Annotated in this window: 16 protein-coding genes and 1 tRNA gene; 8 read left to right on the forward strand and 9 right to left on the reverse strand. The window is 65.7% G+C overall.

Annotated elements, in window-relative coordinates; genetic code table 11:
• Nucleotides 1-126: 126 nt before the first annotated feature.
• The 3 genes from L0D17_RS06480 to L0D17_RS06490 are packed head-to-tail and all read left to right on the forward strand — an operon-like array spanning nt 127 to nt 3181.
• Nucleotides 127-1416, forward strand: a complete 1290-nt coding sequence (locus L0D17_RS06480) for an ABC transporter substrate-binding protein (protein WP_243094496.1) — start codon at nt 127-129, stop codon at nt 1414-1416.
• A gap of 50 nt (nt 1417-1466) precedes the next feature.
• Nucleotides 1467-2342, forward strand: a complete 876-nt coding sequence (locus L0D17_RS06485) for a carbohydrate ABC transporter permease (RefSeq protein WP_039454895.1) — start codon at nt 1467-1469, stop codon at nt 2340-2342.
• Nucleotides 2339-3181: a carbohydrate ABC transporter permease gene (locus tag L0D17_RS06490; protein WP_243094497.1), complete on the forward strand. Its 843-nt coding sequence runs from the start codon at nt 2339-2341 to the stop codon at nt 3179-3181. Before L0D17_RS06485 ends, L0D17_RS06490 begins: the two co-directional genes overlap by 4 nt.
• Here the strand turns inward: L0D17_RS06490 and L0D17_RS06495 are convergent.
• Together L0D17_RS06495 and L0D17_RS06500 are read right to left on the reverse strand one after the other, a co-directional pair.
• Nucleotides 3178-4755 (reverse strand): phosphohexomutase domain-containing protein, encoded by a 1578-nt coding sequence (locus L0D17_RS06495; protein ID WP_243094498.1) that lies wholly within the window; start codon nt 4753-4755, stop codon nt 3178-3180. The two genes, L0D17_RS06490 and L0D17_RS06495, sit on opposite strands and share 4 nt — an antisense overlap.
• Before the next feature lie 60 nt (nt 4756-4815).
• Entirely contained in the window at nt 4816-6621 is a 1806-nt protein-coding gene (locus tag L0D17_RS06500; protein ID WP_243094499.1) for a peptidylprolyl isomerase, read from the reverse strand.
• Between the two features lie 44 nt (nt 6622-6665).
• Here L0D17_RS06500 and L0D17_RS06505 point away from each other — a divergent pair.
• From L0D17_RS06505 to L0D17_RS06520, 4 genes are all read left to right on the forward strand, one after another.
• Nucleotides 6666-6742 (forward strand) — tRNA-Arg (locus L0D17_RS06505).
• An 83-nt stretch (nt 6743-6825) separates the two neighbouring features.
• The gene (locus L0D17_RS06510) at nt 6826-7959 is read left to right on the forward strand and encodes an MFS transporter (protein ID WP_039454889.1); all 1134 of its coding nucleotides are present in this window, start codon (nt 6826-6828) and stop codon (nt 7957-7959) included.
• Between the two features lie 9 nt (nt 7960-7968).
• Nucleotides 7969-8775, forward strand: coding sequence for a universal stress protein (locus tag L0D17_RS06515; RefSeq protein WP_243094500.1), 807 nt, complete (start codon nt 7969-7971; stop codon nt 8773-8775).
• A gap of 49 nt (nt 8776-8824) precedes the next feature.
• A complete protein-coding gene (locus L0D17_RS06520; RefSeq protein ID WP_243094501.1) occupies nt 8825-9256 on the forward strand; it encodes a CBS domain-containing protein in 432 nt (143 codons plus the stop codon).
• Here the strand turns inward: L0D17_RS06520 and L0D17_RS06525 are convergent.
• Nucleotides 9253-9600 (reverse strand): phage holin family protein, encoded by a 348-nt coding sequence (locus tag L0D17_RS06525; protein WP_039454881.1) that lies wholly within the window; start codon nt 9598-9600, stop codon nt 9253-9255. The two genes, L0D17_RS06520 and L0D17_RS06525, sit on opposite strands and share 4 nt — an antisense overlap.
• Nucleotides 9601-9782: 182 nt before the next feature.
• Here L0D17_RS06525 and L0D17_RS06530 point away from each other — a divergent pair, with 182 nt between their 5' ends.
• Nucleotides 9783-11381 (forward strand): 30S ribosomal protein S1, encoded by a 1599-nt coding sequence (locus L0D17_RS06530; protein ID WP_039460212.1) that lies wholly within the window; start codon nt 9783-9785, stop codon nt 11379-11381.
• 60 nt (nt 11382-11441) lie between these two features.
• Here L0D17_RS06530 and L0D17_RS06535 read toward each other — a convergent pair whose 3' ends face one another.
• The 6 genes from L0D17_RS06535 to L0D17_RS06560 form a co-directional block, all read right to left on the reverse strand.
• Entirely contained in the window at nt 11442-12704 is a 1263-nt protein-coding gene (locus L0D17_RS06535; protein WP_039460214.1) for a cytochrome b, read from the reverse strand.
• 9 nt (nt 12705-12713) lie between these two features.
• Complete coding sequence (locus L0D17_RS06540) at nt 12714-13343, reverse strand: QcrA and Rieske domain-containing protein (protein WP_243094502.1); 630 nt, start codon at nt 13341-13343, stop codon at nt 12714-12716.
• A gap of 8 nt (nt 13344-13351) precedes the next feature.
• Nucleotides 13352-13834 (reverse strand): cytochrome C, encoded by a 483-nt coding sequence (locus L0D17_RS06545; protein WP_243094503.1) that lies wholly within the window; start codon nt 13832-13834, stop codon nt 13352-13354.
• A gap of 9 nt (nt 13835-13843) precedes the next feature.
• Nucleotides 13844-14569: a c-type cytochrome gene (locus tag L0D17_RS06550; RefSeq protein ID WP_243094504.1), complete on the reverse strand. Its 726-nt coding sequence runs from the start codon at nt 14567-14569 to the stop codon at nt 13844-13846.
• An 86-nt stretch (nt 14570-14655) separates the two neighbouring features.
• Entirely contained in the window at nt 14656-15420 is a 765-nt protein-coding gene (locus L0D17_RS06555) for a sugar phosphate isomerase/epimerase family protein (protein WP_243094505.1), read from the reverse strand.
• A 10-nt stretch (nt 15421-15430) separates the two neighbouring features.
• Nucleotides 15431-16627, reverse strand: a complete 1197-nt coding sequence (locus L0D17_RS06560; protein ID WP_243094506.1) for an ABC transporter substrate-binding protein — start codon at nt 16625-16627, stop codon at nt 15431-15433.
• Between the last annotated feature and the right edge of the window lie 4 nt (nt 16628-16631).

The following is a 16631-nucleotide window of genomic DNA, read 5'->3' on the forward strand; positions in this document are numbered from 1 at the left end:
TTCTCTCCCTTCTCCCGCCCCCTCCGGGGTACAAGGCAATTTACTAGGCAAGCCCACAGCTGGTTGACAGGGGCAGGGGGTGGGGGGTAAAATCCCCCCTGGAAAAGCTTCCATAGGAGGTTTCGTATGAGGCGCAGGGAGTTTCTTAAGAAGGCAGGGGTGGGCCTAGCGGCGAGCCTGGTGCTGGGCCCGGCGGTGGTGCGGGCCCAGGCGGGGCCCGTTATCCGGGTGGCGGGCGACTCCACCGCCGTGGGGGAGGGCGGCCGCTGGATGAAGGAGATGGTGGAGGCCTGGGGGAAGAAGACGGGCACTCGGGTGGAGTACATTGACTCCCCCGCGGACACCAACGACCGCCTGGCCCTTTACCAGCAGTACTGGGCGGCCAAAAGCCCCGACGTGGACGTCTACATGATTGACGTCATCTGGCCGGGCATCGTGGCCCCCCACGCCCTGGACCTGAAGGGGTACTTCAGCGAGGCCGAGCTCAAGGAGTTCTTCCCCCGCATCGTCCAGAACAACACCATCCGCGGCAAGCTCACCTCCATCCCCTTCTTCACCGACGCCGGCATCCTTTACTACCGCACCGACCTCTTGCAGAAGTATGGCTTCCAGAACCCGCCCCGCACCTGGGCCGAGCTGGAGCAGATGGCCCAGAAGGTCATGGAGGGCGAGCGGCGGGCGGGCAACCGGGACTTCTTTGGCTTCGTCTTCCAGGGCAAGCCCTACGAGGGCCTCACCTGCGACGCCCTGGAGTGGATTTACTCCCATAAAGGTGGGCGCATCGTAGAGCCAGACGGCACCATCAGCGTGAACAACGGCCGGGCCGCCTTGGCCTTGAACACCGTCCGGCGCTACGTGGGCACCATCGCCCCTCAGGGGGTCACCTCCTACGCCGAGGAGGAGGCCAGGAACGTTTGGCAGCAGGGCAACGCCCTCTTCATGCGCAACTGGCCCTACGCCTACGCCCTGGGCCAGGCGGAGGGGAGCCCCATTCGGGGCAAGTTCGCCGTGACCGTGCTGCCTAAAGGCGCCGCCGATGCCCCCAACGCCGCCACCTTGGGGGGCTGGCAGCTTATGGTCTCCGCCTACAGCCGCTACCCCAAGGAGGCGGCGGACTTGGTCAAGTACCTGGCCTCCTACGAGGTGCAGAAGGACAACGCCGTGCGCCTTTCCCGGCTTCCCACCCGGCCCGCCCTCTACACCGACCGGGACGTTTTGGCCAAAAACCCCTGGTTCCGTAGCCTCCTTCCCGTCTTCCAAAACGCCGTCTCCCGCCCCTCCGATGTGGCCGGAGCCAAGTACAACCAGGTTTCCGAGGCCATCTGGACCGAGGTGCATAGCGCCCTCACCGGGCGGAAGACGGGCGAGGTGGCGGTGCGGGACCTCGAGGCCCGCCTGCGCCGCATCCTGCGGTAAAAAACCCCTTTCCCGGGGGGCGGTGAGCCCCCCGGGTTTACCCTAAAGCCATGCTCACCCAAAGGCAGGTCCGCCTGGCCTGGCTCCTGGTCCTTCCCACCTTGTTGGTGGTGGTCCTGGTGGCGGGCTACCCCTTGGCCCAGGTCTTTTACTGGTCCTTCTTCAAGGCCGACATCGCCTTCGTGGAGCCCCCCGTGTTCGTGGGCCTGGAAAACTACCGATTCCTCCTCCAGGACCCCGATTTCCGCCAGTCCCTTTGGAACACCCTGAAGTTCACCGTGATCTCCGTGGGCCTGGAAACCCTCTTGGGCCTGGCCATCGCCCTCGTCATCCACTCCAACTTCCGGGGCCGGGGCCTGGTGCGCACCGCCATCCTCATCCCCTGGGCCATCCCCACGGTGGTTTCCGCCAAGATGTGGCAGTGGATGCTCCACGACGTGTACGGGGTCATCAACGTGATCGGGGTCAAGCTTGGCCTCCTGTCGCAGAAGGTGGCCTTCTTGGCCCGCCCCGAGCTCATCCTCCCCTCCATCATCGCCGTGGACGTGTGGAAGACCACCCCCTTCATGGCCCTCCTCCTCCTGGCGGGCCTCCAGCTCATCCCCGAGGAGCTCTACGAGGCGGCCAGCATAGACGGGGCCACCCGCTGGCAGCAGTTTTGGACCATCACCCTGCCCCTCCTCACCCCCGCCCTGGTGGTGGCCCTCATCTTCCGCACCCTGGATGCGCTTCGGGTCTTTGACGTGATCTTCGTCATGAGCGGGGCCAACCCCGCCACCCGCTCCCTGGCCATCTACAACCGCCAGACCCTCATTGACTTCCAGGACCTAGGCTACGGCTCGGCCATCAGCGTGGCCATTTTGGCCCTCATCTTCGTCTTCGTGATCCTCTACATGCGCACCATCGGAAAGGAGGCCCTCAAGTGAAGGCCTTTTGGCGCGCGGCCAACCGGGGGCTTTTCTACCTCCTGGTGGTCTTCGTGGTGGTGTATAGCGTCTTTCCCTTCTACTGGGCGGTGATCTCTAGCTTTAAACCCTCGGATGCCCTCTTTTCCCCCGACCCCAGCTTTTTGCCCATTCCCTTCACCTTGGATCACTCCAAGAACGTCTTCCTTCAGGCCAACTTCGGCCGCAACCTGCTGAACTCCCTCATCGTGGCCGGGGGTGCCACCCTGCTCTCCTTGGTCCTGGGGGTTCTGGCCGCCTACGCCCTGGGCCGGCTTCCCTTCCCCCCCAAGAACGCCGTCTTGTACTTGGTCTTGGCCATGACCATGTTTCCCCAGATCTCCGTGCTGGGGGGGCTTTTCATGCTCCTGAGGCAGACGGGGCTTTTCAACACCCACCTGGGCCTCATCCTCACCTACCTCCTCTTCACCCTGCCCTTCACGGTCTGGGTGCTGGTGGGCTACTTCCGGGGGCTTCCCCGGGAGCTGGAGGAGGCGGCCTACGTGGACGGGGCCACCCCCTTGCAGACCCTCCTGAAGGTGATGCTCCCCCTCACCGGGCCTGGGCTGGTGACCACGGGGCTTTTGGCCTTCATCGCCGCCTGGAACGAGTACCTCTTCGCCCTCACCTTCACCGTGGGGGACGCAGTGAAGACCGTTCCCCCCGCCATCGCCAGCTTCGGCGGGGCCACCCCCTTTGAGATCCCCTGGGGCTCCATCATGGCGGCCAGCGTGGTGGTCACGGTCCCCTTGGTGGTTCTGGTCCTCATCTTCCAGGGGCGCATCGTGGCGGGCCTCACCGCGGGGGCGGTGAAGGGCTAGGAGGCCAGGGCCCGCTCCAAAAGGGCGAGGGCCGAGCGGAGGACCTCCTCCAGGTGGGCCTCATCCTTGAAGCTTTCCGCGTAGACCTTGGCCACGTCCTCGGTGCCGCTTGGCCGCACGGCGAACCAGGCGCTTTGGGTCACCACCTTGAGGCCCCCCAGGGGCTCGCCGTTGCCTTTGGCGCGGGTGAGGACCTCGAGGATGGGCTCCCCCGCCAGGGTCCTTTCCCCAAGAGCTTCCGGGGATAGCCGGGCTAGCCGGGCCTTGGCCTCCGGGCTCATGGGAATGTCCTTGCGGGCGTAGAAGGGGCGGCCCAAGGAACGAGCGAGGGTCTCGTAGACGAGGTCGGGGGCCTCGCCCCGCTTGGCCTGTAGCTCGGCGGCGAGAAGCCCCAGGAGGATCCCGTCCTTATCGGTGGTGAAGGGCCTCCCGTCAAAGCGTAGGAAGCTCGCCCCTGCGCTTTCCTCCCCGCCGAAGCCGAGCCAGCCCGCCAAAAGCCCCTCCACGAAGTGCTTGAAGCCCACGGGGGTTTCGTAGACCTCCCGGCCCAGGGCTTGGGCCACCCGGTCCAAAAGGGCGCTGGTCACGGCGGTCTTGCCCACCTTGGCCCCGGGCCAGGCGCGGGTGGTGAAGAGGTGGTGGACCGCCGCCGCCAGGTAGTGGTTGGGGTTCATGAGGCCCCGGGGCGTGACGATGCCATGGCGGTCGGCGTCGGGGTCGTTGCCGATGGCCAGGTCAAACCGGTCCTTAAGCGCCAAGAGCCCCGCCATGGCGTGGGGGCTGGAGCAGTCCATGCGGATCTTGCCGTCGTGGTCCTGGGGCATGAAGCGGAAGGTGGGGTCTAGGGTGGGGTTCACCACCTCCAGGTTGAGGCCGTAGGCCTCCGCCAGGCGCTCCCACACCCGTAGGCTCGCCCCTCCCAAGGGGTCCACCCCCATCCTTAAGCCGCTTGCCCGGATGGCCTCGAGGTCCACCGCCTCCTTCACCCGCTCCACGTAAAGCCCGGCGAAGTCAAAGGGCTTGGCCCTTTCCTTGGCCGCCTTGAGGGGGATCCGCTTCACCCCTTTAAGCCCCTCCGCCAAAAGGGCGTTGGCCCGGGCCTCAATGGCCTGGGTGATGCGGGCGTCGGCGGGGCCGCCCGTGGGGGGGTTGTACTTGAAGCCCCCGTCCTCGGGGGGGTTGTGGCTTGGGGTGAGGAGGACCCCGTCCGCCTTGGCCTCGTGGCGGGCGTTGTGCTCCAGGATAGCTAGGGAAACGAGGGGCGTGGGGGTATACCCCTCCTCCACCTCAACAAGCACCTCCACCCCGTTGGCGGCGAAGACCTCCAGGGCCGTGGCCCAGGCGGGGGTGGAGAGGGCATGGGTGTCCTTGGCCAGGAAGAGGGGCCCCGTGGCCCCAAAGGAGGCCCTAAGGTCGGCGATGGCCTGGGCGATGGCGAGGACGTGGGCCTCGGTGAAGGTGCCCTTTAGGCTGCTTCCCCGGTGGCCGCTGGTGCCGAAGGCCACCCGCTTCAGGGGGTCTTGGGGATCGGGGGTTTCCTCGTAATACAGGGTGAGGAGTTTTGGGAGGTCCATGGCCCCATCTTACGAGGAAGGGGGAGGCCCCTTGGGCCTCCCCCAGACCACTCATGGGGTTTAGGGCTTGGCGGGGGTTTCTTTCGGAGCCTCTTTGGGCTTTTCCTCCGTCTTGGGGGTGAGTTCGGCCAGCACCCGGCTCAGGCGATTTTCTATCTTGGCCTTCTTCCTGAGGTCTTGGATCAGGGCCTGGGCCTTGGCCTGCCGCTTCTTGGCAATGACGCCCCCTAAGGCCTCCTCCGCCACCTGGGCGTAGGGCTTCAGGACCTCTGCCTGGCGGTTCTTGATGAGGAGCACGGCAAAGGTGCCGTCCTCCAGCTTCACCACCTCGCTCACCTCGCCCAAGGGCCCCTTGGGAAAGGTTTCCTTCACCTTGAAGACCAGGCGGTCCAAGACGGCGGGGAGCTGGTTGGGGTTCACGGTGCCGTACTCCGTCACCGTTCCCTCTTGGGCCTTGGCCAGGGCCTGCAGGTCCCCACCCTTCAGGGCGGCCTCGCGGAAGGCCTTGGCCTTGGCCTCGTTCTTGAAGACCACCCCCACCACCTCGGCGCTGGCGGGAACGGTGAAGAGAGCGGGGTTTTCCGCGTAGTAGCGGCGGGCCTCTTCCTCGGTGGCGGTCACGTCCCGGGTGGCGTAAAGCACGTAGGCCTGGGCGATTTCGTCCTTACTGCCGATGAAGGGCTTGCCGCTCTTCTTGGCCTCCTCCACCAGGAGCTCCCGGTCAATGAGGCTTTCCAGGGTCTGGGGCAGGAAGAACTGCACCGCCAGCTCCCCCAGGCCCTGCTGAAGGAGGGCCGCCGTCTGCTGGTTGGAGAAGACGGGCTGGAGCACCTGGGAAAGGAGGATCTCCTTCCCGTTCACCGTGGCCACCGCGGGGTTTTTGTAGGTGTAGGGGCTGTCCTCGGCGAAGCGCACCTGGGCTTTCTTGCGGAGTTCTTCCAGGTAGGCCTCGAGGGCCCCGTTCCCCTTGGCCTGCGCCGCGTCCTTCTCCACCTGGTCCTTGACCTCTTCAAAGCTCGGGGCCTTGGCGGGGAGGTATTCCTCCACCTTCACCAGGTAGTAGCGCCCCCCGGCTTCCATGGGCCCCACCAGACCCGGGCCCTTGAGGGCGAAGACCGCCTCGGCCACCTTCTCGGGGAAGACCACCTTGGTCACGGGCTTGGGCTCGCTTTCCCCGGGGCCTGCCCCCAAGGCGCCCCCCTGCTCCGCCCCCACCTTGGAGTACTGCTTGGCCAAGGCGGCGAAGTCCTCCCCGGACTTGGCCTTGGCGGCCACCTCCTCCGCCAGCTTCTTGTCGTCCAAAACGATCTGCCGCGCCCTCACCCGGGGCTCGCCCTTGTAGTTTTCCTGGTGGACCTCAAAGTAGAAACGTACCTCTTCTGGGGTGGGCTTGGCGCTGGACCGGATCTGCTCCAGGCGCTTTTGGATCTGGAGTTGCGTCTTGATCTCTCCCCTGAGCTCCGCGTCCGTGAAGCCGATCTGGTTCAGGAACTGCTCGTAGGCCTTCTTATCCTTCAGGCCGTACTGCTCCCGGATCCGGTCCACCTCCTTGCGCACCTCGGCGCTCCCCACCCGGACGCGGGCAGCATCCTGCTTCAGGGCCTCGGTGAGGATTACCTGCTCCAGGAAGTGGGTGTCCACCAGGGTCTTCAAGAGCCCTTGGGGGTTAGCGGCGTAGAGGGGGTCGTTCCCCTGGAGCCTAAGGAGGTCCAGCTCGTAGACCGCCTTCCCGTTCACCCAGAGCACAGGTTTGCCCCGCGCCTGCTGCCCCGCCTTTGGGGTGAAGAGGAGGATGGCCCCCACGGCGAAGGCCAAGGCCAGTAAACCGAAGAGGATGGTGATGATCCGTCTGTTGATGCCAAACACTTGACCGCCTCCTCCTGTGCGTGCTAGGATAGCTCCCGCTGAGTGCGCCCGTAGCTCAGCTGGATAGAGCGTCGGCCTCCGGAGCCGAAGGTCAGAGGTTCGAGTCCTCTCGGGCGCGCCATTTTTCTTTTTAGACCCCGGAAAGCCCGTAGCACGAAGGGATTTTAGCACACTCCCCGTGAGAAACCGGTTTAGGATGGAGGGGTGTTGCCCCTCCTCCTTGCCTGGCTTCACACGGTGAACGACCTCTTCTCCAACTTCCTCACCCCCCTCTTGCCCAAGCTCATGGCCCACTTCGGGGTGGGCCTGGGCACCGCGGGGCTTTTGGTTTCCGCTTACTCCCTCACGGGAAGCCTCCTCCAGCCCTTCGCCGGCCTGGTGGCCGACCGGGTGGACCGGAGGCTCCTCGCCGCCTTGGGCCCGGTGCTGGTGGCCTTGGGAATGGGCTCCTTAGGGCTTTGGCCTAGGTTTGAGGTTTTGCTCTTGGTTCTGGGCGTGGCGGGGCTCGGCTCGGCCCTCTTCCACGCCTCGGGGGCCAGCCTGGTGGGGGAGTTCGCCCCGGCCCAAAGGCGGGGGTTTTGGCTATCCTTTTTCGGCTCCGCCGGCTACCTGGGGCTTTCCCTGGGGCCCATGGTGGCCCTCTTCGCCGTGGGTGCCTTGGGGCTCAAAGGGCTCATCCTCCTCACCCCTTTGGCCCTTATCCCGGCCCTTTTCCTCCTCCGCCTGCCCCCGGTCAAGGGGCGGGGGAAGCCCGCCGGGCTTAAGGACTTCCTCCGGGTCTTCCGGGGGGACGTGGCCCGGCTTTGGGGCATGGCCACCTTGCGGAGCCTGGTCTTCATGAGTTTTTCCACCACCTTGCCCTACTGGTACGCCACCCGGGGGCTTTCCGACGCCTACACCGCCTTCAGCCTTTCCGCGTATAGTCTTTCCGCCACCTTAGGGGCCTTCCTGGGCGGCACCCTATCCGACCGCTTCGGGCGCAAAAGGGTGCTGGTGGGCACCTTGAGCTTCGGCCTTCCCCTTTACCTGGCTCTGCTTCTCTTGCCCCCGGAAAACCCCCTCTACCTCCTCCTTCTGGCCGTCACGGGGGCCTTGATGAACGCCGGCATCCCCGTGGCGGTGGCCCTGGCCCAGGAGCTGGAGCCCACCCAGACCGCCACGGTTTCCGGCCTCCTCATGGGCTTCACCTGGGGCTTCGCCGGGCTTTTTTACGCCCCCATCGGCCACCTGATTGAGCGCCTGGGGGTGATGCCGGTTCTTTTGGCCTTGGGGGCTTTGCTCCTGCCCGCTTGGGAGCTCGCCCGGAGGGTGCGGGGGGTGAGGACTCAGGAAGCGTAAGATGGCTTTATGAGAATCCTCTTGGCCACGGATGGTTCCCCCCAGGCCCGGGGGGCGGAGGTGCTGGCGGAGTGGCTATCCTACAAGCTTGGCGCCAAGCTCCTGATCCTCTTCGTGCGGGACGTGCGGCTGGTGCGGGTGCCGGAGCTTTTGGACTTCGGCGCCCTGACCATCCCGGTTCCCGCTTACCGGGAGGAGCTGGAAAAGGCCCTCACCGCCAAAGGGGAAGCCCTTCTCTCGCGCCTGGCGAAAAGCGCCAAGGAGGCGGGGATCCCCGTGGAAACCCTGATGGAAACCGGGCTTCCCCACGAGGTGATCCTGCGCCACGCCCGAACCGCGGATCTCCTGGTCTTGGGGCGGAGCGGGGAGGCCCACGGGGGAAGCTTCGCCGGCCTAGGGAGCACCGTGGACCGGGTGCTGAGGGCTTCCCCCACCCCGGTCTTGGTGGCTCCCGTGGAATACGTGGAGCTCACGGGGGCCCTTTTGGGCTACAACGCCTCGGAAAGCGCCGTGCGCGCTCTCCACACCCTGGCGGCCTTGGCCAAGCCCTTGGGGCTAGCGGTGCGGGTGGTGAGCGTGCACGACGACCCGGTGCAGGCCTCGGCCTGGGCCCTCGAGGCCGAGGCTTACCTCAAGGACCAGGGCCTTCCCGCGGAGGCCTTGGCCTTCTCCGGCGACCCGGCGGAGCACCTCCTCGCCCTCCAGGGCCCGGAGGACCTTCTGGCCCTCGGGGCCCCGGTGCGGCGCCTTGTTTTGGGGAGCACGGCGGAGTACGTGGTGCGCCACGCCGTGGGCCCCGTCCTCACCGTGCGATAAGGTTTAGGCCCCCTTGGTATAATGAACCCCTAAAGGGAAAGGGGGGGTCATGACGGTACGCCAGGTGTTGCTCCACAAGGGGAGCCAGGTCTACGCCATCCACCCCGAGGCCACGGTGCTGGAGGCTTTGCGGAAACTCGCTGAGCACGACATCGGGGCCCTTTTGGTCATGGAAGGCGAGCGGCTTTTGGGCATCTTCTCCGAGCGGGACTATGCCCGCAAGCTGGTCCTTCTGGGCCGCTTCTCCAAGGACACCCGGGTGGGGGAGGTGATGACCCAAGACCCCATCACCATCCCCCCTGAGGCGGACTTGTCCCAGGCCATGCGCCTCATGACCGAGCGCCGGGTGCGCCACCTGCCCGTGGTGGAAGCGGGCAAGGTGGTGGGGGTGGTGTCCATCGGGGACGTGGTCAAAGCCATCATCAGCGAGCAGGAGGTGCTCATCGGGGAGCTATCCCGCTACGTGACGGAAAACCGCTAGTCCCGGAAGAGCCAGTTGAGGAGGAGGCTTACCAAGGAGAGGATCAAAGCTCCCACCAAGGCCCCGCCGAAGCCCTGCACGGAAAGCGCCGTGACCTCCGCCACCAAGTAGAGCACCGCCCCGTTCACCACTAGGGTGAAAAGCCCCAAGGTGAGGAGGTTCAAAGGCAGGGTGAGGAAGAGAAGAATGGGCCTTAGAAGAGCGTTGGCCAACCCCCAGATGGCCCCCGCCACCAGGTAGTCCAAAAGCCCCGCCCCCGGGTCAAACCGGACCCCCGGGTAAAGGAGGGTCACGAGCCAAAGGGCCAGGGTGTTGAGGAGTAGCCTCACCAAAAGCCCGCGCATGTCCTTAGCCTACCAAGGCCCCTTGGCAAGGGGGTGGGGGCGTGGTATAAAGGAAGGGTATGCCCTTCGGGGCCGGTTCACACGGAAGCGGGGAGTGAGGGTTCTCCCCCCTCTTTTCGTGTGGGCGAGCGCCAAAGGCGCCCGCCTTCCTTGGGAAGGCGCGTAAGGAGGATAGAGGCGGCATGGAAGAAAAGGCGACCCAGACCCCAGAAAAGACCTTCAGCATGGAAGAGGCCCTGCAGGAGACCGAGGCCCGCTTGGAGAAGCGTGTGCGCCCCGGTCAGATCTTGACGGGCAAAGTGGTCTTGGTGGGTTCCGAAGGCGTGGCGGTGGATATCGGCGCTAAGACGGAAGGCATCATCCCCTTCAACCAGCTCACGGAAAAGCCCCTCTCGGAAGAGGAGCTTAAGAACCTCCTCAAGCCGGGAGACCTGGTGCGGGTGCAGGTGCTCAAGGTGGATCCAGAAACGGGCCAGATCCTCCTTTCCCGCAGGAAGGTGGAGGCCCGGGAGCACTGGGACCGCATCCAGGAGCTTTACGAGAAGGGCGAGCCGGTGACCGTCACGGTCAAGGAGAAGGTCAAGGGGGGCGTGGTCGCCGAGCTGGACGGCGTCCAGGCCTTTATCCCCGCCTCGCAGCTGGACCTCAGGCGCATCCCCAACCTGGACGCCTACGTGGGCCAGCAGATCCTGGCCAAAATCATTGAGCTCAACCGCAAGAAGGGGCGGGTTCTCCTTTCCCGTCGGGCGGTGCTGGAGGAGGAGCAGAAGAAGGCCAAGGAGGCCTTCTTCCAGAGCCTCGAGCCCGGCCAGGTGGTGGAGGGCACCGTGGTGGAGGTCACCGACTTCGGGGCCTTCGTCAACCTGGGTCCTGTGGACGGCCTCGTCCACCGCTCGGAGATCACCTGGGGCCGGTTCGGCCACCCCCGGGAGGTCCTGCACAAGGGGCAGAAGGTGCGGGCCCAGGTGGTGTCCGTGGACCCTGCCAAGGAGCGGGTTAACCTCTCCATCAAGGCCCTCATCCCTGACCCCTGGACCACGGTGGCGGAGAAGTACCCCGTGGGCACCCGGGTGCGGGGCAAGGTGGTGGGGCTCACCCCCTTTGGCGCCTTCGTGGAGGTGGAGCCGGGCCTCGAGGGCCTGATCCACATCTCCGAGCTCTCCTGGACCAAGCGGCCCAAGCACCCCTCCGAGGTGGTGCAGGAGGGCGAGGAGGTGGAGGCGGTGGTCCTCCGCCTGGACCCGCAGGAACGCCGCCTCTCCTTGGGCCTCAAGCAGACCCAGCCCGACCCCTGGCAGCTCCTGGTGGAGAAGTACCCCCCGGGCACCGTGGTGAAGGGCAAGGTCACGGGGGTCACGGACTTCGGCGTTTTCGTGGAGCTGGAGCCCGGCATGGAGGGCCTGGTCCACATCTCCGAGCTGGACCACACCCGGGTGGAAAACCCCGCCGTCCTCTTTAAGAAGGGGGACGAGATGGAGGTGGTGGTCCTCAACATTGACCCCGTGGAGCAGCGCATCTCCCTCTCCCGCAAGCGGCTTCTGCCTCCCCCGCCCCCCAAGGCGGAGGAGGAGCGCCCCCGCCGGGCCAAGGGCAAGGAGGCTCGGGGCAAGCGCAAGCCCTCTGGCGGCCGCCGGGAGGAGCGGAGGGAGTACGAGTACGGGGCGGTGGCGGAGTACAACCTTTACGACGCCTCCGCCGTGCCCACCGCCAGCACCAGCGTGAAGCTGGGCGACCTCTACGGGGACCTCCTGGCGAGCCTGGGCCTGGAGGAGGAGAAATAACCAAGGGCCCCGGTTAAGGGGCCCTGGAAAGCCCCCCGCTCTAGGCGGGGGGCTTATGATTTAGAAGGCTTTCTCCTCCCTTGCCTTCCCGTAGAAGATGCGCATCAGGGTGTAGGAAAGGAAGAAGGTGAGCAAGGGGCCCCCAAGGACAAGGGTCCAAAGCACGGCGTTATTCCCCAGCAAGGAGCCTTGCTGTTGGAAGTCAATCTTGTAGCCCGCCAAGGTGCTCATGAGGAAGAAAACCAAGAGGGAGAGGATCGCGCTGGTGCGCACCGGGTGCTCCGAGGGAAGCTCCAGGTAGCGCATCTTGTCCTTGCGGGTATCCACGAAGGGTAGGAGGAGGCCGATGAGGGCCAAAAGGCCCGGCACCACCGCTCCCCCGATGAACTCGGGCCCGATGGTGGCCCCAAAAAGGTGGAACTCCCAGCTGGAGGGGATGATCTGCAGGATGCCGTAGATCCAGAGGAAGTACCAGTCGGGCTTCACCGCGGGCGTGTTGGGGGTGGGGGGACCGAAGGCCTCAATGGGATGGGCCAGGAAGGCGCCAGCGATGATGGTCATGATGCCCACGTAAAGGGCAAAGAGGATAATCATCATGACCATCTGCTGCGGGTACATGGGCACGCCCAGGATCTTCCCCGGGGCCACCTTCTCGGCGTAGCGGGGCTGGGTGTGCTTTTGCTTGACCATGATGGCGAGGTGGCCCCCGATGAGGGCCATGAGGAGGAGGGGAAGCCAGAGGACGTGGAGGCTAAAGAGCCGAGGAATGGAGTGGGTGGAGCCCGGGAACTCCCCGCCGAACATGACCTGGGCCAAGGCACCCCCAATCCAGGGGATGGAGTTGGCGATGCCGTAGCCGATGCGGGTGGCGGTCACGGCGTAGTTATCGTAAGGAAGGGCGTAGCCGGTGAAGGCGGTGACCACCGCAAGCCCCAAAAGGGCGAGCCCCACTAGGTAGTTAAGCTCCCGGGGCTTCTTGTAGGCCCCCGTGAGGAGGATGCGGAGCATGTGCAAGAAGGCGGCGGCGATCATCACGTGGGCTGACCAGTGGTGAAGGCTGCGGATCACGGCGCCGAAGGGGAGGCTGTCAATGTAAAGGACGCTGGCGTAGGCGGCGGGCACCGTGCGCCCGTCGGGTAGCTTCACTTCGCGGATGGAGGGTTCAAAGTTCAGGGTGAGGAAGACCCCGGTGAGCACCAGGACCACGAAGGCGAAGAGGGTGATCTCCCCCAGGAAGAAGGAGTGGTGCACCGGGAAAGCCTTGCGCAAAACCTTGTGGTAAAGCCCCGTGAGGTCTAGGCGTTCATCCAGCCACTTGTACATGCTTCCCTCCTAAACGTGGCGGCAGAAGCCCGCCTCGGCCTTCACGCCCACCTCGCCCAAAAACTCCCCCGCCGCCACCAAGACCCCGTTTTCCACCTTGAGGGGAAGCTGGGGCACGGGACGGGGCGGGGGGCCGGCGATGACCTTGGCCCCGTGGGCGAAGTCGTAAAGCCCGCCGTGGCAGGGGCAAAGGCCCGCCTTCTTGTCCGCCGCCCACTGGCTGATGATGCACCCGAGGTGGGTGCACACCGCGGAGTAGGCCACAATGCCTTCCACCCCGTGCTGCGCCACCTCCGGGGCAAGCTCCTTCGGAGCGTAGCGCACCACCAAGACGGTGTTCTTGGCCTCGCCGCTTTTCACCACCTTGGTCTTGGGGTCCATGGGGTAGGCGAGGAGGAAGGGATCACCGGGCTTCAGCTCTTCCGGGCGGATGGGCTTGGGTTCCCCGCCGCCTTGGGCGTAGACCAAGATGTCCCCGGGCTTCAGGGGTTCCTTTTCCGGGGTGACCTCCTGCTTGGGCCGAAGGCTCGCCCCCACGTAAAAGGCGGAGACCAGGGAGAGGCCGATGCCCGTGCCGATGGCGGTCTTGAGGAAAAGCCGCCTACGGGATGTGCGCAAACGAATCTCGCGTTCGTCCATGCCTTACCTCACCAGGGAAACTCGCTCTTCTCTTCCTCGGTGATGACCTCGTCCCGGCCGAAGAACTTCTTGTAGATGCCGAAAAGGGCCGCCACCACCAGGCTGATGCTGCCGAAGATGAGGCCTTGGAGCCAGGTGGGGTTGTGCCCGGTCTGGGCGGCGTAGACGAGAAGCCGCACGAAAAAGCCGGAAAGGGCGGTAAGGAGGAGGACCAGGATGACGCCCGCGGCCACGGGGGCGGTGGAGGGGGTGGGGAAGTGGCGCCCGGGGCGGAGCTCCACGCCTTCCAGCCAGTAGGAAACGAGGCCGATGAGCCCGTAAAGGAGGAGAACGGCCCCGAAGGCCATGAGGCCGATCTGCCCCACGGAAAGCTCTGCCGGGGTGTGGCCAAGAAGGCGGGCGATGTGGAGCCCGTCCAGATAGGCCGCGTAGAAGAGGCCCGCGGCCAGGATCAGGGCAAAGGTGGGCAGGATGGGGTCGTTGCGGTACATGCTACCCCCTTACTCCACCGGGCCGAAGTTGTTGCCGAAGCTGTTGCGGATGTAGGTGGCCACGGCCTTGAGCTCCTCCTCGCTGAAGTTGGCCCCCACGGCGGGCATGGCGCCCCGGCCGTTTTTCACCGTGTTAAGAATGAGCTGCACGTCCTTTAGGTTGGGATTTCCCGCCAGGGCAGGGAAGGCGGGGGGCATGCCTTGGCCGTTCGCCTGGTGGCAGGCGGCGCAGTGGGCCTCGTAAATGGCCTTGCCCTTTTCCATGAGGGTTTGGTCCACGTTGGCCGCGGGGGCGGCCCCTTGCCCGTGGGCCTGGGCCTCTTGGGCCGGGGGCGCCACCTCGGCCACGATCTTTTCCGCCGCCGGGGAGAGGGCGAAGTAGGCCCAGATGCCCCCCAGGACCACCACGGAGGCCACGGCGTACCAGATGGGGTTGAAGCGCACGGGTTCCACGGGGAGTTCAGGTTCGCCCACCGCCAGGCGGAGCTCCACCTTGCCCGCCACCTCGCCCCCTTCGTCCAAGCCCAGGAGCAGGACGTCGGGGTAGTTGTTCACGGTGAAGGGGATTTCCTTTACCTCTTGTCCTCCGCCCCGGAAGTGGGTGACGAGGCGCAGGGTGTGCTCGCCATCGGGGATTTGGCGGGTGTCTAGCTCCAGCCGGTAGGGGGGCTCCTTAAGGACAGCCAGGGGCTCTTGGGCGCCGTCTAGATACACCTCAATCCGGTCTACGACCATTCTGCCTCCCTTTTGTGAAGCGGGGTGCAAACCCCCACCCCACCACTATAAGGGTACCGGGGCAAGGACAGATGTCCCGTAGAGCCCTAGGAAAGGAGGTCCCGAAGGCGCTTTGCGCTTTGGCGGACGCCTGTCTTCCCCCCACCCACCTCCAGGGCCGCGGTGCCGGTAAAGCCCCTTAGGGAAGGGGCGAGCCTTTCCCACGGCACGCCGCCCGCCCCCACGGGCAGGTGGTCGTCCTTGCGGCCGTGGTTGTCGTGGAGGTGGAGGTGGATAAGCCTTCCGCCTAAGGCCTCGAGGTAGCGAAAAGGCCCCGTGGGCCCGAGCTCCACCAGGGCGTGGCCCACGTCCAGGCAGAAGCCGTACTGGGGAAAGCGTTCCAGAAGGGCCTTGAGCTCCTCGGGGCCCCGTATGAGGTCCTCTTCCGAGAGGGCTAGGTTTTCCAGGGCCACGGGGAAGGGGAGGGGAAGGAGGGCGGTGAGGGTTTTTTCCAGGGCCTCCCGGGCCAGGTCCAGGGCCATGGGGTGGCGCACGGGCACCTGTCCGGTGTGAAGGACCCCCACCTTGGCCCCTAAGCCCTCGCCGAATTCCAGGGCCCGCTTGAGGCGTTCCTCGGAGAGCTTTCGGACGTTTGGGATAAGGCTTGCCGGGTTCATCTCCACAAAGGGAAGGTGGAGGGTGAAGCCCACCCCCAGGGCCTCCCCTGTGGCCCTAAGGCTACGGGGGTCGGGGAGGGGGAGGACCTCGTGGAGGTCGTAGGCCACCTCGAGGTCCAACCCCTCTTCCGCCGCCAGGCGGAAGGCCTCCTCGTAGCCCATCTCGGCGTTAAAGGGGCTAAAGCCTAGGCGCATCCGTTCCATTTTATCGGATGGCCTCCGCCTTACGCTGGGCTTCCTCCAAAGCCTTTTGCGGCGGCACCCCACCTTTTAGGCTCTTCTCCAAGGCCTCCGCCAAGAGGCTCGCCCAGGCGGAAAACTGGGGCAAGCGAGGCCTTTCTTGCGCGTGGGCGATCTGCTCAAAGGCCACTTTGCGGAAGGGGTTTTCCCGGTAAAAGCCCTCGAGGAGGGGCAGGGCGGACTTGCGCACGGGGACGTAGTAGCTGGCCTCCACCCAACGGGCCACGTTTTGGGGCTCCATCAGGTACCGCCAAAACTCCAAAGCGCCCCGCACCTGGGCCTCGGAAGCCCCCTTGAGGACCACCAGCTGGGCCCCGCCCATGGGCACCTTGCCCTGGGGTTCCCGGGGCACGGGGGCCACCCCTAGGGTGAAGGCGAAGGAGAAGTTCTCCGCCGCGGGCCAGTTGGCGATGGAGGCCATGACCATCATCCCCTTGGTGCGCACGAAGTCCAGCTGGGCGAAGGTGGCCTCGGCCATGCTGCGTACGGAGAGGGCCCCGGCCCGGTTTAGGCGCCAAAGCATCTCCAGGGCATCCAGGGCCTCGGGTGAGAGGAAGTTGGGCTTCCCATCCTTGACCAAGCTCCCACCGCGGCTCGTCACCATGGCCTCAAAGAGCCAGGCCTGGGGGTCGGTGACGAAGATGAAGCCCTTGGCCTGGCGGGAGGTTAGGGCCTTGGCCGCCGCTTCAAACTCTTTCCAGTCCCGGGGGGCTTTGAGCCCTTTAGCCCGGAAGGCGTCCAGGTTGTAGAAGAGGACGGGGGTGGAGGTGTTTAGGGGAAGGCCGTAGCGCTTGCCTTCCACGACCCCGTAGTTCCAGGCGGGCTCAAAGAGGTCTTCCACGAAGGCCCGGTCCAGGTTCAGGTACCCGTCCAGGGCCAGGGCCCGCCCTTCCCCCACCAGACGGGGGAAGAAGGAGATCTCCGCCTGAAAAAGGACGGGCTGGCCCCCCGTGCGCAGGGCGGCCACCAGCTTGGTTTCGGCCTCCTTGTAGTCCCCAGCGTACTGGGGGGTTACCCGGTACTGGGATTGGCGGGCATTGAACTCCTGGGCCAAGGCGGCAAGGAGCCTGCCGGCGGGGCCGTCCATGGAGTGCCAGAAGGAAACCTCCGCTTGGGCCAAAGCGGGGGCCAAGAGGAGGAGAAGAGGCAGGAGCTTTGTCATGGGA

This window comes from Thermus thalpophilus (genome assembly GCF_022760915.1).
GTDB lineage: Bacteria > Deinococcota > Deinococci > Deinococcales > Thermaceae > Thermus > Thermus thalpophilus.